The sequence below is a fragment of the Mycobacterium sp. E2699 genome, assembly GCF_001666745.1.
Taxonomy (GTDB): domain Bacteria; phylum Actinomycetota; class Actinomycetes; order Mycobacteriales; family Mycobacteriaceae; genus Mycobacterium.
In genome coordinates, this window is record NZ_LZJH01000144.1 from 74,884 (window position 1) to 97,610 (window position 22,727).

21 protein-coding genes and 1 pseudogene are annotated in these 22,727 nt (G+C 68.5%); 15 read left to right on the forward strand and 7 right to left on the reverse strand.

Annotation, left to right across the window (positions count from 1 at the left end; translation table 11 throughout):
* The first annotated feature begins 12 nt into the window (after window positions 1-12).
* Genes A5696_RS24760 through A5696_RS24770 form a run of 3 tightly spaced genes read left to right on the forward strand, consistent with a single transcriptional unit; the run spans window position 13 to window position 2,050 of the window.
* Window positions 13-762: an SDR family oxidoreductase gene (locus A5696_RS24760; protein ID WP_067883623.1), complete on the forward strand. Its 750-nt coding sequence runs from the start codon at window positions 13-15 to the stop codon at window positions 760-762.
* Window positions 759-1,616: an NAD(P)-dependent oxidoreductase gene (locus A5696_RS24765; protein WP_067883624.1), complete on the forward strand. Its 858-nt coding sequence runs from the start codon at window positions 759-761 to the stop codon at window positions 1,614-1,616. The genes A5696_RS24760 and A5696_RS24765 overlap by 4 nt, the downstream gene beginning before the upstream one ends.
* Entirely contained in the window at window positions 1,616-2,050 is a 435-nt protein-coding gene (locus A5696_RS24770) for a carboxymuconolactone decarboxylase family protein (RefSeq protein WP_067883625.1), read from the forward strand. Before A5696_RS24765 ends, A5696_RS24770 begins: the two co-directional genes overlap by 1 nt.
* Before the next feature lie 9 nt (window positions 2,051-2,059).
* Here the strand turns inward: A5696_RS24770 and A5696_RS24775 are convergent, their stop codons facing one another.
* Window positions 2,060-2,371 carry an aldo/keto reductase gene (locus A5696_RS24775; RefSeq protein ID WP_067883626.1) on the reverse strand — a complete coding sequence of 104 codons (312 nt, stop codon included), beginning with the start codon at window positions 2,369-2,371 and terminating at the stop codon, window positions 2,060-2,062.
* A 99-nt stretch (window positions 2,372-2,470) separates the two neighbouring features.
* On the opposite strand from A5696_RS24775, the gene purD reads away from it, so the two are divergent.
* The 3 genes from purD (at window position 2,471) to A5696_RS24790 (ending at window position 5,913) form a co-directional block, all read left to right on the forward strand.
* Window positions 2,471-3,739 carry a phosphoribosylamine--glycine ligase gene (gene purD, locus A5696_RS24780; RefSeq protein ID WP_067883627.1) on the forward strand — a complete coding sequence of 423 codons (1,269 nt, stop codon included), beginning with the start codon at window positions 2,471-2,473 and terminating at the stop codon, window positions 3,737-3,739.
* Between the two features lie 111 nt (window positions 3,740-3,850).
* Complete coding sequence (locus A5696_RS24785; protein ID WP_197517074.1) at window positions 3,851-4,594, forward strand: TetR/AcrR family transcriptional regulator; 744 nt, start codon at window positions 3,851-3,853, stop codon at window positions 4,592-4,594.
* Window positions 4,591-5,913 carry a S9 family peptidase gene (locus A5696_RS24790; protein ID WP_067883629.1) on the forward strand — a complete coding sequence of 441 codons (1,323 nt, stop codon included), beginning with the start codon at window positions 4,591-4,593 and terminating at the stop codon, window positions 5,911-5,913. The genes A5696_RS24785 and A5696_RS24790 overlap by 4 nt, the downstream gene beginning before the upstream one ends.
* 6 nt (window positions 5,914-5,919) lie before the next feature.
* On the opposite strand, the gene A5696_RS24795 is transcribed toward A5696_RS24790, so the two are convergent.
* Both A5696_RS24795 and A5696_RS24800 read right to left on the reverse strand, forming a co-directional pair.
* Window positions 5,920-7,506 carry a gamma-glutamyltransferase family protein gene (locus A5696_RS24795; protein ID WP_067883715.1) on the reverse strand — a complete coding sequence of 529 codons (1,587 nt, stop codon included), beginning with the start codon at window positions 7,504-7,506 and terminating at the stop codon, window positions 5,920-5,922.
* 70 nt (window positions 7,507-7,576) lie between these two features.
* Window positions 7,577-8,494 carry an alpha/beta hydrolase-fold protein gene (locus A5696_RS24800; RefSeq protein WP_067883630.1) on the reverse strand — a complete coding sequence of 306 codons (918 nt, stop codon included), beginning with the start codon at window positions 8,492-8,494 and terminating at the stop codon, window positions 7,577-7,579.
* Between the two features lie 61 nt (window positions 8,495-8,555).
* On the opposite strand from A5696_RS24800, the gene A5696_RS24805 reads away from it, so the two are divergent.
* Complete coding sequence (locus A5696_RS24805; RefSeq protein ID WP_067883631.1) at window positions 8,556-9,179, forward strand: TetR/AcrR family transcriptional regulator; 624 nt, start codon at window positions 8,556-8,558, stop codon at window positions 9,177-9,179.
* Here A5696_RS24805 and A5696_RS24810 read toward each other — a convergent pair.
* A pseudogene (locus tag A5696_RS24810) lies at window positions 9,127-9,910 on the reverse strand (DUF429 domain-containing protein). The gene A5696_RS24805 and the pseudogene A5696_RS24810 sit on opposite strands and share 53 nt — an antisense overlap.
* A 104-nt stretch (window positions 9,911-10,014) precedes the next feature.
* Between A5696_RS24810 and purB the strand changes: the two are divergent.
* The 3 genes from purB to A5696_RS24825 are packed head-to-tail and all read left to right on the forward strand — an operon-like array spanning window position 10,015 to window position 13,663.
* Window positions 10,015-11,433, forward strand: coding sequence for an adenylosuccinate lyase (gene purB, locus A5696_RS24815; protein ID WP_067883632.1), 1,419 nt, complete (start codon window positions 10,015-10,017; stop codon window positions 11,431-11,433).
* Window positions 11,430-12,677, forward strand: a complete 1,248-nt coding sequence (locus tag A5696_RS24820) for a cytochrome P450 (RefSeq protein WP_067883633.1) — start codon at window positions 11,430-11,432, stop codon at window positions 12,675-12,677. The genes purB and A5696_RS24820 overlap by 4 nt, the downstream gene beginning before the upstream one ends.
* Window positions 12,674-13,663 (forward strand): tellurite resistance/C4-dicarboxylate transporter family protein, encoded by a 990-nt coding sequence (locus A5696_RS24825; RefSeq protein ID WP_067883634.1) that lies wholly within the window; start codon window positions 12,674-12,676, stop codon window positions 13,661-13,663. Before A5696_RS24820 ends, A5696_RS24825 begins: the two co-directional genes overlap by 4 nt.
* Before the next feature lie 26 nt (window positions 13,664-13,689).
* Here the strand turns inward: A5696_RS24825 and A5696_RS24830 are convergent, their stop codons facing one another.
* Window positions 13,690-14,310, reverse strand: a complete 621-nt coding sequence (locus A5696_RS24830) for a hypothetical protein (protein ID WP_067883717.1) — start codon at window positions 14,308-14,310, stop codon at window positions 13,690-13,692.
* A 50-nt stretch (window positions 14,311-14,360) separates the two neighbouring features.
* Between A5696_RS24830 and A5696_RS24835 the strand changes: the two genes are divergently transcribed.
* Together A5696_RS24835 and A5696_RS24840 are read left to right on the forward strand one after the other, a co-directional pair.
* A complete protein-coding gene (locus tag A5696_RS24835; protein WP_067883635.1) occupies window positions 14,361-15,254 on the forward strand; it encodes a phosphoribosylaminoimidazolesuccinocarboxamide synthase in 894 nt (297 codons plus the stop codon).
* Window positions 15,251-17,413 (forward strand): S9 family peptidase, encoded by a 2,163-nt coding sequence (locus A5696_RS24840; protein WP_067883636.1) that lies wholly within the window; start codon window positions 15,251-15,253, stop codon window positions 17,411-17,413. Before A5696_RS24835 ends, A5696_RS24840 begins: the two co-directional genes overlap by 4 nt.
* On the opposite strand, the gene A5696_RS24845 is transcribed toward A5696_RS24840, so the two are convergent.
* Window positions 17,342-17,797 carry a DoxX family protein gene (locus A5696_RS24845; RefSeq protein ID WP_067883637.1) on the reverse strand — a complete coding sequence of 152 codons (456 nt, stop codon included), beginning with the start codon at window positions 17,795-17,797 and terminating at the stop codon, window positions 17,342-17,344. The genes A5696_RS24840 and A5696_RS24845 overlap by 72 nt on opposite strands.
* Before the next feature lie 91 nt (window positions 17,798-17,888).
* Between A5696_RS24845 and A5696_RS24850 the strand changes: the two genes are divergently transcribed.
* On the forward strand, window positions 17,889-18,452 hold the full coding sequence (locus tag A5696_RS24850) for a TetR/AcrR family transcriptional regulator (RefSeq protein WP_067883638.1): 564 nt from the start codon (window positions 17,889-17,891) through the stop codon (window positions 18,450-18,452).
* 6 nt (window positions 18,453-18,458) lie between these two features.
* On the opposite strand, the gene A5696_RS24855 is transcribed toward A5696_RS24850, so the two are convergent.
* The gene (locus A5696_RS24855) at window positions 18,459-20,075 is read right to left on the reverse strand and encodes a DHA2 family efflux MFS transporter permease subunit (RefSeq protein WP_067883639.1); all 1,617 of its coding nucleotides are present in this window, start codon (window positions 20,073-20,075) and stop codon (window positions 18,459-18,461) included.
* 196 nt (window positions 20,076-20,271) lie between these two features.
* Between A5696_RS24855 and A5696_RS24860 the strand changes: the two genes are divergently transcribed.
* Both A5696_RS24860 and A5696_RS24865 read left to right on the forward strand, forming a co-directional pair.
* A complete protein-coding gene (locus A5696_RS24860) occupies window positions 20,272-20,976 on the forward strand; it encodes a DUF2334 domain-containing protein (protein WP_067883640.1) in 705 nt (234 codons plus the stop codon).
* A 48-nt stretch (window positions 20,977-21,024) separates the two neighbouring features.
* A complete protein-coding gene (locus A5696_RS24865) occupies window positions 21,025-22,701 on the forward strand; it encodes an FAD-binding dehydrogenase (protein ID WP_067883641.1) in 1,677 nt (558 codons plus the stop codon).
* The last annotated feature ends 26 nt before the right edge of the window (window positions 22,702-22,727 follow it).

Genomic DNA, 22,727 nt, shown 5'->3' on the forward strand with positions numbered 1-22,727 from the left:
GAGCTTGAAAGAATGCGATTCGAGAACAAGGTCGCCATCGTCACCGGGTCGGGCGGCGGCATCGGCCGGGCGTACGCCGAGGCGCTGGCCCGCGAGGGCGCGGCGGTCGTGGTGGCCGACATCAAGGCCGAGGCGGCCGAGGGGGTGGCCAAGCAGATCGTCGCCGACGGCGGAACGGCGCTGGCCGTCCCCGTCGACGTGTCCGACCCGGCGTCGGCCAAGGCGATGGCCGACCGGACGCTGGCCGAGTTCGGCGGCATCGACTACCTGGTCAACAACGCCGCGATATTCGGGGGCATGAAGCTGGACTTCCTGCTCACCGTCGATGCGGACTACTACCGGAAGTTCATGAGCGTCAACCTCGACGGCGCGCTGTGGTGCACCCGCGCGGTGTACAAGAAGATGGCCAAGCGCGGCGGCGGGGCGATCGTCAACCAGTCGTCCACGGCCGCCTGGCTGTACTCGAACTTCTACGGCCTCGCCAAGGCCGGGATCAACGGCCTGACGCAACAGCTGTCCCGCGAACTGGGTGGCCAGAACATCCGGATCAACGCGATCGCCCCCGGACCCATCGACACCGAGGCCAACCGGACCACCACGCCGCAGGAGATTGTCGCCGACATCGTCAAGGGTCTGCCGTTGTCCCGCATGGGAACTCCCGAAGACGTCGTCGGGATGTGCCTGTTCCTGCTGTCCGACGAGGCGTCGTGGATCACCGGGCAGATATTCAACGTTGACGGCGGGCAGATAATCCGGTCATGAGTCAGGATTTGAAGCTCGGCTTCATCGGCTTGGGCAATATGGGCGCGCCGATGGCCACCAAGATGACCGAATGGCCCGGCGGGGTGACGGTTTACGACATCCGGGCCGAGGCCATGACACCGCTCGCCGAGAAGGGTGCCGGCCTGGCCGACAGCATCGCCGACGTCGCCGCCGCCGACATCGTCCACATCACCGTCCTCAACGACGAGCAGGTGCGCGAGGTCGTCGGCGAACTGGCCGCGCACGCCAAGCCGGGAACGGTGATCGCGATCCACTCGACCATCAGCGACACCACCGCGGTCGAACTGGCCCGCGAACTGAAACCGCGTGACATTCATGTCGTCGACGCACCCGTCAGCGGTGGCGCGGCGGCCGCCGCGAAGGGCGAGCTCGCCACCATGGTGGGGGCCGATCGTGAGGTATACGAGAAGATCAAGCCGGCGTTCAAGCACTGGGCCGCGGTGGTCATCCACGCCGGTGAGCCCGGCGCGGGGACGCGAATGAAGCTGGCCCGCAACATGTTGACGTTCACCTCCTACGTGGCGGCGTGCGAGGCGATGAAGCTGGCCGAGGCCGCCGGGCTGGACCTGCAGGCCCTGGGCCGGGTGGTGCGCCACACCGACGCCCTGACCGGCGGTCCCGGGGCGATCATGGTGCGCGACGACATGAAAGACCTTCAGCCGGAACACTTCCTGTACCAACCGTTCATGCATACCCGGGGCCTCGGAGAAAAGGACCTGAGCCTGGCGCTGGCGCTGGGCGAGGCGGTGTCGGTGGACCTGCCGTTGGCCCGGTTGGCCTACGAAGGACTGGCGGCAGGACTCGGGGTGCCGCACAACGAGAAAGAGGCGTGATGGACGAGCGACGGCGCAAGGGCCTCGAGAAGATGAACGAGGTCTACGGCTGGGAGATGCCCAACATCGAGGGCGATGCGTACTTCGACCTGACCGTCGACCACCTGTTCGGCAGCATCTGGACGCGGCCCGGATTATCGATGCGCGACAAGCGGATCATGACCCTGACGGCCGTGACCGCGATCGGGAACCGCGACCTGGCCGAGATCCAGGTCAACGCCGCGCTGCTCAACGGGGAGCTCGACGAGACCGAGCTGAAGGAGATGGCGGTCTTCCTCACCCACTATCTCGGGTTCCCGCTGGGCTCGGCGCTCAACGGCGCCGTCGACGCGGTCGTCGCGAAGCGCAGGAAGGCCGCGGCGAAGGGCGCCGGCGAGGACAAGAAGGCCAACGTGGATGCCGCGTTGAAGATGCATTCCGGTGACAAGGAGTGACCGGCCGACTCAGTACGGCCGGACGCCTTGCGGCATCACGTATTCGGAGGTTGGCCCGTACACGCCGTTGACGGTGGTCCCGCCCTGGATGATGCCCGGGGCCATCTCCAGCATGTTGTGAGGGAATCCGAAAGTCGGTTTGGTCAGCGCGTCCAGCCGGTCCAGTTCATCGGCGGTGAGGTGCACGTCGACGGCTTGAACATTGTCCTCGAGCTGCGAGAGCCTGCGCGCCCCGATGATGACAGACGAGACGGCGGGCTGCGCCTGGACCCACGCGAGCGCCACGCCGGCGACCGTCGTCTCGTGCGCCGTGGTGAGCACGAGCGGTTACCCATCGAGTCGTTCGACGAATCCGTGGCCTGAGCCCCTTCGTCGTCCGCGCATGTGGCGTGGCGCGACGGCCCGCTAGAGTGACGTGTCGTGCGCGTCCTGGTGATCGGATCTGGTGCCCGTGAGCATGCGCTGCTGCTGGCGCTTCGCAACGACCCGCAGGTCACGGGACTGGCCGTCGCTCCGGGCAACGCCGGGACCGCTCGCCTGGCCGAGCAGCACGATGTCGACATCACCTCGGGTGAAGCGGTGGTCGCGCTGGCTCGCGAGGTCCGGGCCGACCTGGTGGTCATCGGCCCCGAGGTGCCGCTGGTCCTCGGCGTGGCCGACGCGGTGCGGGCCGCCGGCATCGTCTGCTTCGGGCCCGGCAAGGACGCCGCGCGCATCGAGGGCTCCAAGGCGTTCGCCAAAGACGTTATGGCCGCCGCCGGCGTCCGGACCGCATCCAGCGAAATCGTGGACAGCCCAGCCACACTGGACGCTGCCCTGGACCGGTTCGGGCCCCCCGCGGGCGACCCGGCCTGGGTGGTGAAAGACGACGCCCTGGCGGCCGGCAAGGGCGTGGTGGTGACCCCCGATCGCGAGGTGGCGCGAGCCCACGCCGCCGGACTGCTCGAGGCGGGACACCCGGTGCTGCTCGAGTCCTTCCTGGACGGCCCCGAGGTCTCGCTGTTCTGCGTCGTCGACGGCCGCACCGTGGTGCCGCTGCTGCCGGCGCAGGACTTCAAGCGGGTCGGCGACGGTGATACCGGACCCAACACCGGGGGCATGGGCGCCTACGCGCCGCTGTCGTGGCTGCCCGAGGAGCTTTTCCGGGAAATCGTCGGCCAGATTGTCGAACCCGTCGCGGCCGAACTCGTCGAGCGGGGATGCCCGTTCAGCGGATTGCTCTACGTCGGCCTGGCGATCACGGCGAACGGCCCCGCGGTGGTCGAATTCAATTGCCGCTTCGGCGATCCCGAGACCCAGGTAGTGCTGGCGCTGCTGGAGTCACCGCTTGGACAGCTGCTCTATGCCGCGGGCACCGGCAAGCTGGCAGACTTCGGCGAATTGCACTGGCGCGAAGGCGCCGCGGTGACGGTGGTGCTGGCGGCCGAGAACTATCCGGGCCGCCCCCGGGTCGGAGACGTCGTCGTCGGCGCTGAAGCCGACGGGGTGCTGCACGCCGGAACCGCGCGGCGCGACGACGGGGCGATCGTCTCCTCGGGCGGTCGGGTGCTGTCGGTGGTGGGCACCGGAGCGGACCTGTCCGCCGCACGCGCCAACGCTTACGAGATTCTGCGCTCGATTCGGTTGCCCGGCAGCCACTTTCGCAGCGACATCGCGCTGGCGGCGGCGGAGGGCAAGGTCAGCGTTTAGTTTTCGGCCACTGCGGCGGCGTCACTGGGTGAAGTCGGCTCCCACCCCCTTGACCACAGCGAGGGGAACGGTCAGAATGAATTAATAAACCAACCGTCGGTCTAAGAATTGGTGAGTGCATTGGCGCGAAAGGTCAACGTTGCAGAGCACGCGGCGCGCCGTGACGCCATTCTGGATGCCGCCCAGCGGCTGGTCCTATCGAAGGGCTACGAGCGGCTGACGGTGCAGGATCTCCTCGATGAACTGCAGATCTCCAAGGGCGCCTTCTACCACTACTTCGATTCCAAGCCGGCGGTGATCGAGTCTCTCACCGAGCGACTCGTCAGCGACTCCGCACAGGCGCTTGCCCCGACCGTCGATAGCCATGAGTTGGGGGCGGATGAAAAGCTGAAGCGCTTCTTTGACGAGATCGTTCGCTGGAAGTCTGAGCGCCAGAGTTTGTTTGTGGCGATGCTGCCAGTCTGGTATGCGCCTGAGAACGTCGTGTTCCGCCTGCGAGTCCAGGTGGCTGTGGCCAGACGACTTGCGCCGTTGGTGACTTCGATCGTGCATCAGGGTGTGAAAGAGCGGCGGTTCGCCACCGCCTTTCCCGAGCAGGCCGGCGCGATCATTGTCACCCTCGTTCAGGCGTTGCAGGACGCGATTGCCCACCAGTTGATGGCGATTGCGTATCGGTCACCGCAAGCGTCGCGGACGCGGGACATCGTTGCAACTTATGGGGCGCACATCGAAGCTATTGAGCGCTATCTGGGCCTACCAGCAGGTGCCCTATATCGTGCCGACTCTCGGGCCGTGAATAGCTGGATCGCCTCTATACGACAAGCCGATACGACGCTGGCGGGAGCGACGGGATGAAGGTTGATTTCGCCAACAAGACCGTAGGTGGTTTCAATTTCGAGTTCGTCCGCGGATTGTCGTTGCAGGCGGCCGGCGCGGCCGAATACGGCGAGTGCATGGACACCATGAGCCGAATCACGAGCAACAACTTCAACAGCTGGATCACCGAATGGGCCGCCACCGCAGACCGGGTCGCCGCATTCGCGCACGCCGAAGAGCGGCTGGGCAACCGCGCGAGTGCCCACGACGCTTTTCAGCGCGCGGCCAACTATTACCGCATGGCCGTGTTCTATGCCGCGCACACCGAGGCCCGCCACACCCAGCTATGGCAGCGCAGCAAGGATTGCTTTCATCAGACGATCGCCCTCATGGACGGTCCCTTCGAGATTTTGAACATCGAGTTTGAAGGAGCTCGGCTGCCGGCCTATTTCGCCTCGGCCGGCGACGGTCAGCGTCCCACGCTGATCGCGCTGGGTGGCTTTGACTCGACGATCGAGGAGCTTTATTGGTGGGTTGGTGCCGCTGCTCGGGCCCATGGTTGGAACTGCCTGATGTTCGAGGGTCCCGGACAGTGGGGAGCACTGAAGACCAACCCGGGCTTGACCTTTCGGCCCGATTACGAAAAGCCAGTAGGCGCCGCGGTGGACTATCTTCACACACGCTCCGATGTCGATACGGGCAAGCTGGCCATCATCGGGTACTCGATGGGTGGTTACCTGGCTACCCGAGGTGCGCTCGACCAGCGGATCGGCGCCTGCATCCCAAACTCGCTGATCGTCGATTGCGGTGCAGCCGCCCGGGCCGGAATGAAGGGGCTGCTCAAGAGCACCAGATTCATGGATCTGGCGTTCAACCTGATTATGAAAGTCAATACCCCGGCCCGCTGGGGCTTTCAACACTCCGCATGGACGCTGGGTATCCGCAACGCCCACGAATGGGTGCAGGCCTACCGGCCCTACAGCATCAAAGACCTCACGGACCGTTACCGCCATCCCATGTTGTTCCTGTTCAGCGAGGACGACATTCGCGACGCCGCCGCGCCTTCGGCGGACATCGTCAACGACATGCTCGACTTCATGCTCGAACTCAACTGCGACCGCTACATCCGCCTGTTCACCCGAGCCGAAGGCGCATCAAGCCACTGCCAGATGGGCGGATTGAGCTACGCCCAGGCCGTGATCTTCGACTGGCTTAACCACGTTTTTCTCGATGGTCCGATGCCCGAGCCGGCAAGTCCGGCCGTCGCCGATCTGTTCGTCGGCCAGTTTGCCAAGCATGGGAAGGCAGAAGGCGAAACCAAAGCCAGGCAACTGGTTGAGGTCGCCGAGCTCATTTGAGTAGCTTCAGAAACCCGCGGCCTGACCGTCACGGCGCGGATCGCTGACCGCCAAGTAGCCGCCATCCAGGCGCCAGATCGCCTGGCAGCTACCGAATTCGTTGTAGTCGTCCACGGTGACCAGATGGTGGCCGCGGCGCCGGAGTTCGTCCAGCGTCGACGCCGGGAACCCCCTCTCGCAACTCACCTGCGTGCCCTGCACCCAGCGGAACCGGGGCCCGTCGCACGCCGCCTGCGGATTCTGGCCGTGGTCGGCGATGCGCACCATCACCTGCACGTGGCCCTGCGGCTGCATCATGCCGCCCATCACCCCGAAGCTCAGCACCGGTGCGCCGTCCCTGGTGACGAACCCCGGGATGATCGTGTGGTAGGGACGCTTGCCGGGCCCGACCCGGTTCGGATGCCCCTCGGCCACAGCGAAATTCGATCCCCTGTTCTGCAGCGACACCCCGGTGCCCGGCACCACCACACCCGAGCCGAACCCCATGTAGTTGGACTGGATCATCGACACCATGACCCCGTTGGCGTCCGCGGCGGTCAGATACACCGTGCCGCCGCGCGGCGTGCCTGCCGCCGCCGGCTGGGCCCGCTCGCGATCGATCAGTGCCGCGCGCCCCCGCAGGTATTCGTCGTCCAGCAGGTGTTCCGGCGCGACCGCCATGTGGTCGATGTCGGCGACATGGGCCTGCGCGTCGGCGAACGCCAGTTTCACCGCTTCGATCTGCAGGTGCACGCTGTCGGCGGAATCGGCCGGCCACGAAGACATCTCGAAGTGCTCCAGGATGCCCAGCGCGATGAGCGCCACGATCCCCTGGCCATTGGGCGGTATCTCGTGCACCGTGTACCCGCGGTAGGGGGCGTCGATCGTGCCCACCCAGTCGGCGCGGTGCGCGGCGAGGTCGGCGGCACGCATGGCCCCGCCGTGGTCCAGCGCGTGCGCCTCGAGTCGGGCCGCAACGTCCCCGCGGTAGAACGCCTCGCCGTGGGTGGCGGCGATCCGCTCGAGCGTGGCGGCGTGGTCCGGAAACCGAAACAGTTCACCGGCTTTCGGGGCGCGCCCGCCGGGCAGGAACGCCTCGGCGAACCCGGGCTGGTCCTTGAACTGCGGCACCTGGGCCGCCCATTGCTCCGCGACGGTCGGCGACACCAGAAAGCCGTTGCGCCCGTACGAGATCGCCGGCTCGAACAGCCTCTCGAACGGCAGACCGCCGAACCTGGCGTGCAACTCGGCCCATGCAGACACGGCCCCGGGAACGGTCACCGAGTTCCAGCCGAGCGCGGGAACCGCGTTGCCGCCGAAGTACTCCGGCGTCCAGGCCGCGGGGGAGCGGCCGGATGCGTTGAGACCGTGCAACCGCCGCCCGTCCCAGACGATCGCGAAGGCGTCCGAGCCGATGCCGTTCGACACCGGCTCCACGACGGTCAGGGCGATGGCGGTGGCGATCGCGGCGTCCACCGCGTTGCCGCCCGCGGCCAGCATGCGCAAACCCGCCTGGGCGGCCAGGGGTTGCGACGTGCACACGGCGTTGGCCGCCAAGACGGGCTTTCGGGGCCAGGCGTAGGGGAAGGTCCAGTCGAACGGCGGCGTCGTCACCTCCGCGAGCGTAATGCCGGCGCGACGGTCGGCGCGCACCGCCGCGCTGGAGTGACGTTCGAAGGGGTCGCTACGCCGTCAGCAGCGGCGCCAGCCACGTCAGCTCGGCCGGCAGTTGCGAGCTCCAGAACTCCGCGTTGTGCCCGCCGGGCGAGAACCCGCCCGCGGGCGGGTTGGGCAGTTGCGCGATGAACTGCTTCGTCGCGCCGTAGAACGGGTCGCTGTCGCCGCAATCCACCCGGATCGGGATCGACGCCAGCGCCGGCATACCGAACACCGAGTTCGCCGCGAAGTCGTCGGGCCCGTCGAACGCCCCGGGCGCGGCCGCCCCGGACGACAGCCACAAGGCCGGGCTCACCGCGCAAATCGCGGCGGTGCGGGCGGGTCCGAGTCGGCCGCCGAGCAGCAGCGCGCCGTAGCCGCCCATCGACCAGCCCAGGAACGCCACCCGCGAGGTGTCCAAATCCTGGCCGCCCAGCATCGGGATCAGCTCGTCGAGCACCATGGCCCCGGCGTCCTCGCCCGATGCCCTCTTGTGCCAGTAACCGCCGCCACCGTCGACGGCGACGACGGCGAACGGCGGCAGCCCGGCGTTGACGGCCTGCGCCAGCCCCTGCTCGACGCCGCCGGCCATCACGGTCGACGCGTCGCTGCCCTTGCCGTGCAGCGCGATCACCGGTCGCAGCGCCTTGGTCTGCCCGGGTGGACGGGCGATCGCCCAGTTGGTGTTGATGCCGCCGCGCGCCGCCGACACGAAGGAGCCCGTAACCATGGTCGGGGCGGCCGGGGCCGGGGCCGCCGGTTCGACGGGCGCGGCGGGCACGGGTGCGGACGGCGCTCGCGGGGTGGCCGCCGACACCGGCGCGGCGTGCGATGTCCGGGGTTCGAGCAGGATGTCGAGGGCATATGCACCGGCGGCGCCGACGGCCGCGCTGGCGCCGAGGCCGAACAGGGCGCGGCGGCTCAAGTCGGGCATGGGCGCCATCATGCCATGGCCGTTTGGCCAAAATGGCAATGCAGTACCACTTTTGCTGGCACGATGGCTACTCGTGACGGCAGCGGTTACTCCAAAGGGAGAGCGTCGGCGGTATGCCCTTGTGAGCGCCGCCGCCGAGCTGCTTGCCGAGGGCGGGTTCGAAGCGGTGCGGCATCGGGCGGTCGCCCGGCGGGCCGGGCTGCCGCTGGCGTCCACCACCTACTACTTCTCGTCTCTGGACGACCTGATCGCGCGCGCCGTCGAGCACATCGGCATGATCGAGATCGCGCAGCTCCGGGCCCGGGTCAACGAGCTGTCCCGGCGGCGGCGCGGTCCCGAGACCACCGCCGAGGTGCTGGTCGACCTGCTCGTGGGGGACCTGTCCGATCCGGCGCTCGTGGAGCAGCTGATCTCCCGGTACGAGCGGCACATCGCCTGCACGCGCCTGCCCGCGTTGCGTGAGACGATGCGCCGCAGCCTGCGGCAGCGCGCCGAGGCGGTGGCGGAGGCGATCGAGCGATCCGGCCGCTCCGCACACATCGAGCTGGTGCGCACGCTTGTCTGCGCGGTCGATGGTTCGGTGGTCTCCGCCCTGGTGGAAGGCGGCGATCCGCGCGCGGCCGCGATGGGGACGGTGGTCGACATCATCGACGTGCTCGCGCCCATCGACCCGCGGCCGGTCGATCTGAGCCATTAGGGGCCGGGGGGCGACGGCGTCACGATGTATCCCGTGGCAAAGTCGCCATAGATCGTCACGGCTTCCGGGCAGCGCTGGAAATACAGCGCCACGTACGCGCACACGACCGCGTCGACCGGATCTTCGGCGCGGCGCAGGTCGCTCTTGCGTCGCGCCGTCACCACCGCCCGTCGCAGTTCCGCCCAGCCGTCATGACCCGCCACGCGCATCGGCACCCCGGCCCGCGCGAGCTTTTCGACGCCGTCCATCAGCAGGAGCAGCTCCGAGCGGAGCCGCGCGAGGTCGCGCCCGGGCTTGGCCTTGTACTTCAGCGTTCTGGCCAGCCGGAAGAGCACGACGGTCGCCGGATGCGGGTAGACCTCGATGGCGCGCCGCGCGGCCGGTGATCGCGGGTCCATGTCGAGGCGCAGCGCTCGGGCCAGCCGCGCGGCGCGCGGTATGTCGGCGAACTCCGGTTTGGCCGTGTTGGCCGGGTGGGCCCCGGCTTCGAACCGGCGAAAGTCGCGGTTGAGGGCGGCCTCGGCGGGTCGCTGCCCCGTCGGGTTGGTCACCACCAGCGGCGCGTCGAAGGCGACCAGGCAATCACCCCGGACGTAGGGCGACAGCGCGGCCAGCACCGCCGCGTCGTCCCGCACGGCGCTCAGATGCACCAGCCGGCCGTCGGCGTCGAGGACCGCGACGCCGGTGGGGTTGCGACCGGCCCAGGCCAGGTCGACGCCGGCGAAGTACACCCGCCACATTGTGCCGCGAGAGTGCGACCACCGGCGCCGCTACTCGGCGGGTGCCTCGCCGGTCGCGCTTTCGCGCACGCGGACAAACCGTAAGCTGTGTGTTTGTGAGCATTCCGAACGTCCTGGCCACCCGGTACGCCAGCGCGGAAATGGTCGCGATCTGGTCTCCCGAGGCCAAGGTCGTCGCGGAGCGGCGGCTGTGGCTGGCAGTGCTGCGGGCGCAGGCCGAACTAGGCGTGGACGTTCCCCCCGGGGCGATCGCCGACTACGAACGGGTGCTCGACGACGTCGACCTCGCCTCGATCGCGAACCGTGAACGGGCGCTGCGCCACGACGTGAAGGCCCGCATCGAGGAATTCAACGCGCTCGCCGGTCACGAGCAGGTGCACAAAGGGATGACCAGCCGCGACCTCACGGAAAACGTCGAGCAGCTGCAGATCCGCCGGTCGCTGGAACTGGTTTTCTCCCACGGCGTAGCGGTCGTCGCGCGACTCGCCGAACGGGCGGTGGCCTATCGCGATCTGGTGATGGCCGGGCGCAGCCACAACGTCGCCGCGCAGGCCACCACGTTGGGCAAGCGGTTCGCCTCGGCGGCCCAGGAGACGCTGATCGCGTTGACCAGGCTTGGGGAGCTGATCGACCGCTACCCCCTGCGGGGCATCAAGGGACCGATGGGCACCGCGCAGGACATGCTCGACCTGCTGGACGGCGGGGCCGACAAGCTGACCGAACTGGAAGGGCGCGTTGCCGATTTCCTGGGCTTCGCAACCGTTTTGACCAGCGTCGGCCAGGTGTACCCACGCTCGCTGGACCACGACGTGCTTTCGGCGCTGGTGCAGCTGGGCGCCGGGCCGTCGTCGATGGCGCACACCATCCGGCTGATGGCCGGGCACGAACTCGTCACCGAGGGTTTCGCGCCGGGGCAGGTGGGCTCGTCGGCGATGCCGCACAAGATGAACACGCGCAGTTGCGAACGGGTCAACGGGCTGCAGGTGGTGCTGCGCGGTTATGCGTCCATGGCCGCCGAGCTGGCCGGCGCGCAGTGGAACGAGGGCGACGTGTTCTGCTCCGTGGTGCGCCGAGTCGCGTTGCCGGACGGCTTCTTTGCCATCGACGGGCAGATCGAGACATTCTTGACGGTGCTCGAGGAGTTCGGCGCCTACCCGGCGGTGATCACCCGAGAGCTCGATCGCTACCTGCCGTTCCTGGCCACCACCAAGGTGCTGATCGCCGCGGTGCGCGCGGGCATGGGCCGCGAGGCCGCGCATCACGTGATCCGTGAGCACGCGGTGGCCACGGCGCTGGCCATGCGGGAACGGGGCGCCGAGCCCGACCTGCTGGACCGCCTGGCCGCCGATGAGCGGCTGCCGCTGGACCGGGCGGCGCTGGACGCCGCGCTGGCAGACAAGAAGTCGTTCACCGGGGCGGCGGGCGACCAGATCGACGAGGTGGTCGCGATGGTGCAGGAGTTGGTGAGCCGCTACCCGGACGCGGCGAAATACACCCCGGGTGCGATCCTGTGACGCTCGCCGGCGCGCTTGCGGGGATCGACTTCACCGATCTGGACAACTTCGCCAACGGATTTCCGCATGACTTGTTCGCCGTCCATCGGCGCGAGGCGCCGGTGTACTGGCACGAGCCGACCGACAACACGCCCGACGGCGAGGGCTTCTGGTCCGTCGCCTCCTACACGGAAACGCTTGCGGTGCTGAAGGATCCGGTGACCTTCTCCTCGGTCACCGGCGGCGGGCGCCCGTTCGGCGGCACGCTGTTGCAGGACCTGGCGATCGCGGGCCAGGTGCTCAACATGATGGACGACCCGCGGCACTCGCAGATCCGGCGGCTCGTCAGCTCGGGGCTGACGCCGCGGATGATCGGCCTCGTCGAGGACGACCTGCGGGCCCGGGCGCGCCGGCTGCTGGACGCGGCGGTGCCCGGCCAGCCGTTCGACTTTCTGCTCGACATCGCCGCCGAACTGCCGATGCAGATGATCTGCATCCTGCTGGGAGTGCCGGAATCCGAACGGCATTGGCTGTTTGAGGCCATCGAGCCCCAGTTCGACTTCGGGGGCTCGCGCAAGGCTTCCCTTTCGCAACTGTCGGTGGAGGAGGCCGGGTCGCGGATGTACGCCTACGGCCAGGAGTTGATCGCCTCCAAGCGCGCCAACCCGACCGACGACATGTTGTCGGTCGTCGCCAACGCGACGGTCGATGACGCGCATGCGCCGGCCCTGTCCGACCTCGAGTTGTACCTGTTCTTCAGCCTGCTGTTCAGCGCCGGGGCGGAGACGACGCGCAACGCCGTCGCCGGGGGTCTGCTGGCGCTGGCCGAGCATCCGGACCAATTGCGCGCGCTGCGTTCGGATTTGGGCATGCTGCCGACGGCGGTCGAGGAGATCGTGCGGTGGACGTCGCCGTCGCCGTCGAAGCGGCGCACCGCCACCCGCGACGTCACCCTCGGCGGGCGGTCGATCAAGGCGGGCCAGAAGGTCCAGATCTGGGAAGGGTCGGCCAACCGGGACGCCGACGTGTTCGACCGCCCCGACGAGTTCGATATCGGCCGGAAGCCCAACCCGCACTTGGGTTTTGGCCAGGGCGTGCACTACTGCCTGGGGGCCAACCTAGCCCGGCTGGAACTGCGGGTGCTGTTCGAGGAGCTGCTGACGCGTTTTGCCGCCGTGCGGGTTGCGCAACCCGTCGAATGGACCCGCAGCAACCGGCATACCGGCATCCGGCACCTCGTCGTTGAGCTGCTCGAGGAGCCGTGACGATCCGGCTCGCCGATGTCGAGCCGTCACCCGATGCGTTCGCCGCGGTGATGGCGACCGGAATCCTGTCGATCGTCGCGCGCGATCACCACTACCGCGTCATCAGCGACGGGCTGGGTGTCCTCGCCACCGTCGCGCTGCTGGCGCTGGTCTTCCTGGTTATCGTCAACAGAACGCCCGCGTGCTGGGATTTGCGGGATCCCGATGTCACCCTGCGGCTGTTCACCTTCGTGGCCGCCTGCGCCGTGGTCGGCTCGCGCCTGTCGTCCCACGTGTGGGTGCTGCGCGGGCTCGGTGCGGTCGCGCTGGCCTGCTGGGTCGTGCTGATCGCGCTGAGCGCCCGGAACATGGTGGGGCGGCGCTGGACCGCGTTGCGTGACCACGCCCGCGGCGCTTGGGAGCTGGCGAGCGTGGGCACATCCGGATTGGTGATCGTGATGTCTCAGCTGGCTCGGCACACCGGCCATCGCTGGTGGCTGACGATCGCCCTGCCCGTCTGGGCGGCCGCGATCTGCATCTACGGCCTGATGACCTGGCTGATCCTGTGGCGCGCCGTCGACCAGAGGCAGGACCGCGCAGGCTTCGAGCCCGACAGCTGGATCCTGATGGGCGGCCTGGCCATCGCCACGCTGGCCGGTGACGGCATCCACGCGGTGGCACCCGCCTGGCTGGCGGGACCGTTGCTGGCGGTTACCGTCCTGACGTGGGTGGCGGCCACGCTGTGGATACCGCCGCTGATCCACCTCGGCCTGCGCCGCATCAACCGAGGGCCCGACATGCTGCGCTTCGCCGGCGTGTGGTGGGCGCTGGTGTTCCCGCTGGGCATGTACTCCGCGGCCAGCTACGCCATGGCCGCCGAGCTCGATCAGGCTGCGCTGCTGAGCGTTTCGCTGGTCTTCTTCTGGGACGCGCTGGCCGGTTGGCTGATAGTCGTCATCGCGGGCCTGCTGCTTTCGTGGCGGCGGCTGGTGGGCGACCGCGCCTGACGCCGAGTGGCCCGCGCGCACTCTCGTCAGCCCGTGCGCAGCGCGATGCCGGCCGCCCGCAGTTCCAGCGCGGCCAGCGCCCGGATGGTGCCGGGATCCTCGCGGCGCCACCCGCCGACCGGATCGGCGCTGATCGCGGTGAGCTTGCGCGCCGGCCGGTTGGTCAACGCCCGCAGCGCCAGCAACTGCTCGCCGGCCGGGGTCGCGGCCAGGCCGGTGACCGTCCATTTGCGCCGGAAGAAGCGAAGCCGCAGGAAAAGCCACGGGATGACCACGATGAGCAGCGGCACCGCGACGACGGCCAGCGACAGCAGCACCGCCAGCCAGCCCGCCGTGGTGTCGAGGCTGCGTCCGGCCCCCGCGATGTCGAGGGCGGCCGCGCTGGCAGACGCGAGCGGCTTGCTGACCGCATCACCGACCACCGGAATGTGCTGCGCGCCTTCGCCCGCCGACGCCAGGTTGCCCGCGACCCCGTTGGCGCCGATCTCCACCTGACGGCCGGCCTCGGCGATGGTCGAGATGGCGTCGTAGACGGCCGTCCCGACGAGCAGCCACAGCACCGTCCACAGGAAGATGGCGAAATCGCTGAAGAGTTGGGCGGCCAGCCGGCCGGGCGTGGTGGCGTAGGGCAGAATCCGCGATGGCAGCGACGTCATAGCCTCGATCCCAGCACAGGGCCGCCCGATAGGCTGACCCGATGCGTCCCGCACTGTCCGACTACGAGCATCTGGCCAGCGGCAAGGTCCGTGAGATCTACCGCGTCGGGGACGAGCACCTGCTGCTGGTGGCGACCGACCGGATCTCCGCGTACGACTACGTCCTGGACAGCACGATCCCGGACAAGGGCCGCATCCTGACCGCGATGAGCGTGTTCTTCTTCGGCCTCGTCGAGGCGCCCAACCACCTGGCCGGTCCGCCCGACGATCCGCGCATTCCCGACGAGGTGCTCGGCCGCGCGCTGGTGGTGCGGCGCCTGGAGATGGTCCCGGTGGAATGCGTGGCCCGGGGTTACCTGACCGGCTCGGGGCTGCTGGACTACCAGGCGACCGGCAAGGTCTGCGGCATCGCGCTGCCGCCGGGTCTGGTCGAGGCCAGCAGGTTCGCCAACCCGCTGTTCACGCCGGCGACGAAAGCGGCGCTGGGCGACCACGACGAGAACATCTCGTTCGCGCGGGTGATCGAGATGGTGGGGGCGGTGCGCGCCAACCAGCTGCGCGACCGCACCCTGCAGATCTATGTCCAGGCCGCCGACCATGCGCTCAGGAGGGGAATCATCATCGCCGACACCAAGTTCGAATTCGGCACCGACCCGGACGGCAACCTGCTGCTGGCCGACGAGATCTTCACGCCGGATTCCTCGCGCTACTGGCCGGCGCAGGACTACCGGGCCGGAGTGGTGCAGACCAGTTTCGACAAGCAGTTCGTGCGCAACTGGCTGACCAGCCCCGAATCCGGCTGGGATCGGCACGGGTCGCAACCGCCGCCACCGCTTCCCGACGACATCATCGACGCCACCCGCAGCCGTTATATCGAGGCTTACGAACGCATTTCGGGGTTGAGCTTCGGCGACTGGATCGGGCCGGGCGCGTGACGGACGCCTCGTCGGGCGCGCCGGTGCCGCCCACAGCCAAGCGGGTGGACACTCGCCGCGAACACCACGGTGACGTCTTCATCGACCCCTACGAATGGCTGCGAGACAAGGCCGACCCCGAGGTCATCGGCTACCTGGAGGCCGAAAACTCCTACGTCGACCGGATGACGGCCCACCTGGAGCCGTTGCGGCAGCAGATCTTCGACGAGATCAAGTCGCGCACGAAGGAGACCGACCTGTCGGTGCCGACCCGGCAGGGCGACTGGTGGTACTACGCCCGCACCTTCGAAGGCAAGCAGTACCGGGTTCAATGTCGTTGCCCGGTCGCCGATCCCGACGACTGGAACCCGCCGGTCCTCGACGAGAACACCGAAGTCCCCGGCGAACAGGTCCTGCTCGACTCGAACGCCGAAGCAGAGGGTCACGAGTTCTTCGCGCTCGGTGCGGCGATGGTCAGCCTGGACGGGAACCTGCTGGCATACTCGGTCGACACCGTCGGCGATGAACGCTACACGTTGCGGTTCAAGGACTTACGCACCGGCGAGCCGTACTCCGACGAGATCGCGGACATCGCGGCGGGGGCCACCTGGGCGGCCGACAACCGCACCGTCTATTACCTGACGCTGGACGCCGCGCACCGTCCCGACAAGGTCTGGCGGTACCGGCTCGGCTCCGAACAGCCCTCGGCGCTGGTGTATCACGAAGCGGACGAACGATTTTGGCTGGGAGTTGGGCTCTCTCGAAGCGAGAAGTACGTGTTCATCGCGTCGGGGTCGTCGATCACCTCCGAAATGCGTTACGCGGACGCCGCCGACCCGAACGCAACGTTCACCGTGGTGTTGCCGAGGCGCGAGGGCATCGAATATTCGGCCGAGCACGCCGTGGTCGGCGGCGAAGACCGATTCCTGATCCTGCACAACGACGGGGCGGTGAACTTCACGCTCACCGAGGCCCCGGTCAGCGATCCGGCGCGGCAGCGCACCCTGATCCCCCATCGCGACGACGTCCGGCTCGACGCCGTCGACGCCTTCGCCGCCCACCTGGCGGTGAGCTACCGGCGTGCGGCGCTGCCGCGAGTCCAACTGTGGCCCATAGAATCCGGCGGTGACTACGGCGAACCCGAAGAGATCACGTTCGACTCCGAGCTGATGTCGTGCGGATTGGGCGGCAATCCGACCTGGGATTCGCCCAAGCTGCGAATCAGGGCGGGTTCTCTGGTCACTCCTGCGCAGATCTACGACATCGACCTCGCCACGGGTGAGCGGACCTTGCTGCGCGAGCAACCCGTCCTCGGCGGCTACCGGGCCGACGACTACGTCGAACGGCGCGACTGGGCGCCGGCGGACGACGGCACCAAGATACCGGTGTCGATCGTGTATCGCGCCGGCGTCGAGTTGCCAGCGCCGACACTGCTTTACGGCTACGGCGCCTACGAGCTGTGCACCGACCCGAGTTTTTCGATCGCCAGGCTTTCGCTGCTGGACCGCGGCATGGTGTTCGTGATCGCCCACGTCCGCGGCGGCGGTGAGATGGGCCGGCTGTGGTACGAGCACGGCAAGCTGCTGGAAAAGAAGAACACGTTCACGGACTTCGTGGCGGTGGCAAGGCATTTGGTGAAAGCCGGCCTGACCCGGCCGCAGCAGCTGGTGGCGCTGGGCGGCAGCGCCGGCGGCCTGCTGGTCGGCGCGGTGGCCAACTTGGCGCCCGAGCTCTTCGCCGGCATCCTCGCGCAGGTCCCTTTCGTCGACCCGCTGACCACGATCCTCGACCCCTCGTTGCCGCTGACCGTGACCGAATGGGACGAATGGGGAAACCCGTTGAGCGACAGCGACGTCTACTCATACATGAAGTCGTATTCGCCGTACGAGAACGTCGAGGCCAAGAGGTACCCGGCCATCCTGGCGATGACATCGCTGAACGACACGCGGGTCTACTACGTCGAGCCGGCCAAGTGGGTTGCGGCCCTGCGCCACGCCAACGCCGACGGCAATCCGATCTTGTTGAAGACGCAGATGAACGCGGGGCACGGCGGCGTGAGTGGCCGCTACAAGGCCTGGCAGGAAACCGCGTTCCAGTACGCGTGGCTGTTAGCCGCTGCCGACCGCGACCGCTACGGCGGCGGCCAGGAAGACGGCCTGAATGGCCGTGCGCAGCGGTAGCCGCGTCGTCATCGACTTGGGCGGATCGGGCATCCGGGACGCGTGGACGTTGGCCGGAAACATGGCCAGCATCAGCACCAGTAGGCAGATCGCCGCCGCCGCCCTGGTCTCGGGAACCAACAGGCCGACGGCGCCCAACAGCTCGAGCAGCCCGGTGATCGTGACCAGGTAGCCGGGCCCGGGCAGCCGGGCCGGCACGATCGCGATGAGGTCGCGGCGCATTGCCGGCGCGAAGTGCGCGCAGCCGGTCAGCACGAACATCGCCGCCAGCCCGACGGCGATCGCCGCGGTCCAGTTGTTGACATAGGCCTGCCCAAACCAGCCGAGCCAGCCGATGCTGCGGGCGGCGAGGGTGCTCAGGAGCAGCGTGATCAGCGGGGCCATCCGACATCCAATCTAGACAGTGACAAGATTCTACCACTCGAAGGTAAACCGGGATCTAGTCACTGTCAAGTTCGGTCGCTATGCTGGCCTGATGAACCGCCCCAGCTACCATCACGGCGACCTGCGCGCGGCCATCCTCGCCGAGGCCGCCCGCCTGGTGGCCGAGCGGGGCGCCGACGGGGTCTCGTTGCGCGAGTTGGCCCGCAGCGCGGGCGTGTCGCACGCCGCGCCGGCGCATCACTTCACCGATCGGCGCGGCGTGTTCACCGCGCTGGCGGCCCAGGGCTTCCAGTTGCTGGCCGAGGCCCTGACCGACGCTCGCGGCCGCTTCACCGATGCGGCCCTGGCTTACGTGCGGTTCGCCCTCGAACACCCCGGCCACTATCGGGTGATGTTCGACAAATCGCTCCTCGACTCCGCCGACCCCCAACTCGCCGCCGCCGAGTCCGCCGCCGGTGCCGAGCTTTCCCGCGGCGTCGCGTCCTTGCGGGACCCGCACGCGCGGGCCGACCCTGCGGCCGCGCAACTGGCGGCATGGTCGATGGTGCACGGGTTTTCGACGCTGTGGCTCAATGACGCGGTCAACACCGATCTCAAGCGGTCCGATCCGATGGAGACCGTCGCGCGGATCGCGACCATGCTGTTCGACGGGTGAGCGGCGCTAGTCGTCTGCGGCCGTTTGAATGGCCGGCTGCTTCGGCAGGAACGCCGCCGGGATGATGGTCAAGCACACCAACACCACCGCGATCACGAATACGGTTGTGTACGCGTGCGAAAGGTCGTGCAGCAGGCCCCCGGAGAAGCCGGGAGCCAGCGCCTGCCGGGGGATGGCGGCCGGGTCGACCGGCACACCGGTGGCGGCCGCTTTTTGTTGCAGCGTCGCGAGTTTGCGCGCCGCGGTTATGGCGTCGCTGTGGTTGAACTGGTTTGTCAGGACCATCGACATCAACGCGGTCCCCATCGAACCGCCCACCTGATGGCTGACGCTCATCAGCGTTGTACCGCGGGCGATCTGATGCGGCGCGAGGGCCTGCACCGACGCCACGGAAAGCGGCATCATGGTGCAGCCCATGCCCAGGCCCATGATCGCCAACCCGACCAGCAGCGTGGGTAGGTACGGGGTCTGCTTTCCGACCCCGACGGCGAAGGTGCCGAGGCCGGCGATGATCAGGGCGATGCCGACCAGCACGATCTTGCCCGGTCCCTGCCTGTCCACCAGCGGCCCCGTCAGCCGCATGGTCAGCATGGCGCCCAGCCCCTGCGGGATCATGTGCACGCCGGCCTGCATGGGGGACTGGTGCAGCACCTGCTGGAAGTAGCTGGGCAGCAGCAGGCCGGCGCCGAAAAAGGCGGTGGCGAACAGCAGCATCGTCACGTTCGCCTGGGTGATCACCTTGTTCTGGAACAGCCGCAGGTCGATGAGTGGGTGATCGGCACGGCGTCGCGCGTGCACGACGAACGCGGCGATGAGCGCCAGGCCGATGGCCGCAGGGATCAAGACCCGACGGTCGGCCACGGTCCCGCAGCGCGGGACGGACGACACCGCGAAGAGGAACGTCGCCAGCCCTGGCGACAGCAGCAGTCCACCGACGACGTCGAAAGTTTCCGAGCGCGCCGGGTGATCACCGGGGAACACGAGCGCCGCCAGAATCAGCGTCAACAGCCCGATCGGCAGGTTGATCAGGAAGATCCAGCGCCAGCTCGAGGTGTCGATGAGCCAGCCGCCCAGGATGGGGCCGCCGATGGGGGCGAGCAGCATGGGAATGCTCAGGATCGACATCAGGCGGCCGAGGCGCGCGGGCCCCGCTTCCCGGGTCATGATCATGAATCCCAGCGGCATGAGCATGCCGCCGCCGATGCCCTGTACCACCCGAAACACGATGAGCTGCAGTATTGTTGACGCTATCGCGCACAGCAGCGATCCCAGCGCGAATGCCACCACCGATCCCATGAACAGCCGCTTGGTGCCGAACCGGTCCGCCGCCCACCCGGTCAACGGGATCACCGTCGCCAAGGCCAGGGTGTAGCCGGTCATCGTCCAGGCGACGACGGCCTGGGACGAGCCGAATTGGTCGATGAAGGTGCGTTGCGCGACGGCGACGACTGTGACATCGAGGATCGCCATCACCGTTGCCAGGAGGCAAACTCCCGAGACCCGTAACAGCCTGGCGTCCAGCTTGTCGGGATAGACGTGGGCGCCCGGCGGCTGTGCAGGAGCGGTGGGCGGCGCGGTGTCGGCCGCTGCTGAACGGGCCTTGTCCATGGCGTTGCTTAGCATATCGAATCGATCGTCCCCGTCCGCGCCGGGACGCGTTTGCTGACCGGGGCGGCCGCGGGCGGTCCGGCGCGGGTTCCCGCGCGCCTGCCTACCCCGTTTTCCCAGCCTGCGGGCGGGTCCTTCGCCCGGGGCGATATACGCCTGCTGTCCGCGTGTCCTTCACCGTCCCGACACCTGGAATCGTCAAACTGCGAGTGTGTCTGGAAAATTGATCGTCTCGGTCTCGGGGATCGGCGAACGCACCCTGGACGACGTCGAGGCGTTCTGCGCACAAATGGACGCCCGCAAGGTTCCGGTTTCGTTGCTGGTTGCTCGGCGGCTCAAGGGTGACTACCGGCTCGACCGCGACCCGCACACCGTCGAGTGGCTCACGGCCCGTCGCGCCGGCGGGGATGCGATCGTCCTGCATGGCTACGACGACCCCGCCACCAAGAAGCGTCGCGGCGAGTTCGCGGTGCTGCGGGCCCACGAGGCCAACCTGCGGCTGATGGGCGCGGACCGGGTGCTCGAGCACCTCGGCCTGCGCACCCGGCTGTTCGCGGCGCCCGGCTGGGTTGTCTCGCCGGGTGTCGTCAAGGCGTTGCCGCAGAACGGTTTTCGACTGCTTGCCGATCTGCATGGGATTACCGACCTGGTGCGGCACAACACCGTTCGCACCCGGGTGCTCGGGATCGGCGAGGGCTTCCTGACGGAGCCGTGGTGGTGCCGCATGGTGGTGCTGTCCGCGGAGCGGATCGCGCGCCGGGGCGGCATCGTGCGGGTCGCGGTGGCCGCGCACCAATTGCGCAAGCCGGGCCCGCTGCAGGCCATGCTGGACGCCGTCGACCTGGCCTCGATGCACGGGTGCACGCCCACGGTGTACCAGTGGCGGTCTCACAACGCGATCCTCGACGCGGCCTGACCCGAGCGCCTGATCGGCCCGCCGGCCGGGGCATTACCCTGGTCGGACATGAGCGATTCTTCGGCCGCGGGGTTCGCCGCTGACGCGATCATCGTCGGCGCCGGGCTGCCGGGCCTGGTGGCCGCGTGCGAATTGGTGGAGCGCGGTCTGCGGGTGCTGATCGTCGATCAGGAGAACAGTGCCAACCTCGGCGGTCAGGCCTTCTGGTCGTTCGGCGGCCTGTTCTTCGTCGACAGCCCGGAGCAGCGCCGCCTGGGCATCCGCGACAGCCACGAACTCGCCCTGCAGGATTGGCTGGGCACGGCGGCGTTCGACCGGCCCGAGGACTACTGGCCGCGCCAATGGGCGCACGCCTACGTCGATTTCGCGGCCGGGGAGAAACGCAGCTGGCTGCGTGCGCGGGGCCACAAGATCTTTCCGCTGGTGGGTTGGGCCGAGCGCGGCGGTTACGGCGCACAGGGCCACGGCAACTCGGTGCCGCGCTTCCACATCACGTGGGGCACCGGGCCGGCGCTGGTGGAGATCTTCGCGCGCAGGCTGCGGGACCGCTCGACGGTGCGCTTCGCCCACCGCCACCGGGTCGACGAGTTGATCCTAGAGGGCAGCGCGGGCGGCGCGGCGACCGGCGTCCGGGGCACCGTCCTCCAGCCGTCGGCCACCGCACGTGGCGTGGCCTCGTCACGGAACGCAGTGGGCCAGTTTGAGTTTCGCGCCTCGGCGGTGCTCGTGACCAGCGGTGGCATCGGCGGGAACCACGAGCTGGTGCGAAAGAATTGGCCCACGCGGATGGGGCGGGTCCCCGAGCAATTGCTCAGCGGGGTGCCCGCGCACGTCGACGGCAGGATGATCGCCATCGCCCAGCAGGCCGGCGCGCGGGTGATCAACCCCGACCGGATGTGGCACTACACCGAGGGCATCACCAACTACGACCCGATCTGGCCGATGCACGGCATCCGCATCATCCCGGGCCCGTCATCGCTGTGGCTGGACGCGACCGGCAAACGGTTGCCGGTCCCGTTGTATCCGGGCTTCGACACCCTCGGCACCTTGGAGTACATCACCAAGTCCGGTCACGACTACACGTGGTTTGTGTTGAACGCCAAGATCATCGAGAAGGAGTTCGCGCTCTCAGGCCAGGAGCAGAACCCCGATCTGACCGGGCAGAGCGTGCGCGAGCTGCTGCGCAACCGGGCCAGCTCCGGAGCGCCCGGACCGGTGCAGGCCTTCGTCGACCGGGGTATCGACTTCGTCAGCGCCGACTCGTTGCGCGAGCTGGTGACCGCGATGAACAAGCTGCCCGATGTGGAGCCGCTGGACTACGCCACCGTCGAGGCCGAGGTTACCGCCCGCGATCGCGAGGTGGCCAACAGGTTCACCAAGGACGGGCAGATCACCGCGATCCGCGCCGCGCGCGGCTACCTCGGGGACCGGCTGGGCCGGGTGGTCGCGCCGCACCGGTTGACCGATCCGAAGGCCGGGCCGATGATCGCGGTCAAGCTGCACATCCTGACGCGAAAGACGTTGGGCGGCATCGAGACCGACTTGGCCGGCCGGGCCCTCAAGGCCGACGGCACCCCGCTTACGGGGTTGTATGCCGCCGGCGAGGCGGCGGGGTTCGGCGGCGGCGGCGTGCACGGCTACCGGGCGCTGGAGGGCACGTTCCTGGGCGGTTGCATCTTCTCCGGCCGCGCCGCGGGCCGCGGCGCCGCCGACGACATTTCCTAACGCCGACCAGACGCAAAAGCCCCCGA

What these genes read in the sequence shown, in the direction of transcription:
- A5696_RS24850 (WP_067883638.1), top strand. Translation starts at nt 17,889, where the DNA reads ATGAACCGCCCCAGCTACCATCACGGCGACCTGCGCGCGGCCATCCTC.
- A5696_RS24760 (WP_067883623.1), top strand. Translation starts at nt 13, where the DNA reads ATGCGATTCGAGAACAAGGTCGCCATCGTCACCGGGTCGGGCGGCGGC.
- A5696_RS24865 (WP_067883641.1), top strand. Translation starts at nt 21,025, where the DNA reads ATGAGCGATTCTTCGGCCGCGGGGTTCGCCGCTGACGCGATCATCGTC.
- A5696_RS24835 (WP_067883635.1), top strand. Translation starts at nt 14,361, where the DNA reads ATGCGTCCCGCACTGTCCGACTACGAGCATCTGGCCAGCGGCAAGGTC.
- A5696_RS24800 (WP_067883630.1), bottom strand. Translation starts at nt 8,494, where the DNA reads ATGATGGCGCCCATGCCCGACTTGAGCCGCCGCGCCCTGTTCGGCCTC.
- A5696_RS24770 (WP_067883625.1), top strand. Translation starts at nt 1,616, where the DNA reads ATGGACGAGCGACGGCGCAAGGGCCTCGAGAAGATGAACGAGGTCTAC.
- A5696_RS24855 (WP_067883639.1), bottom strand. Translation starts at nt 20,075, where the DNA reads ATGCTAAGCAACGCCATGGACAAGGCCCGTTCAGCAGCGGCCGACACC.
- A5696_RS24765 (WP_067883624.1), top strand. Translation starts at nt 759, where the DNA reads ATGAGTCAGGATTTGAAGCTCGGCTTCATCGGCTTGGGCAATATGGGC.
- A5696_RS24845 (WP_067883637.1), bottom strand. Translation starts at nt 17,797, where the DNA reads ATGGCCCCGCTGATCACGCTGCTCCTGAGCACCCTCGCCGCCCGCAGC.
- A5696_RS24790 (WP_067883629.1), top strand. Translation starts at nt 4,591, where the DNA reads ATGAAGGTTGATTTCGCCAACAAGACCGTAGGTGGTTTCAATTTCGAG.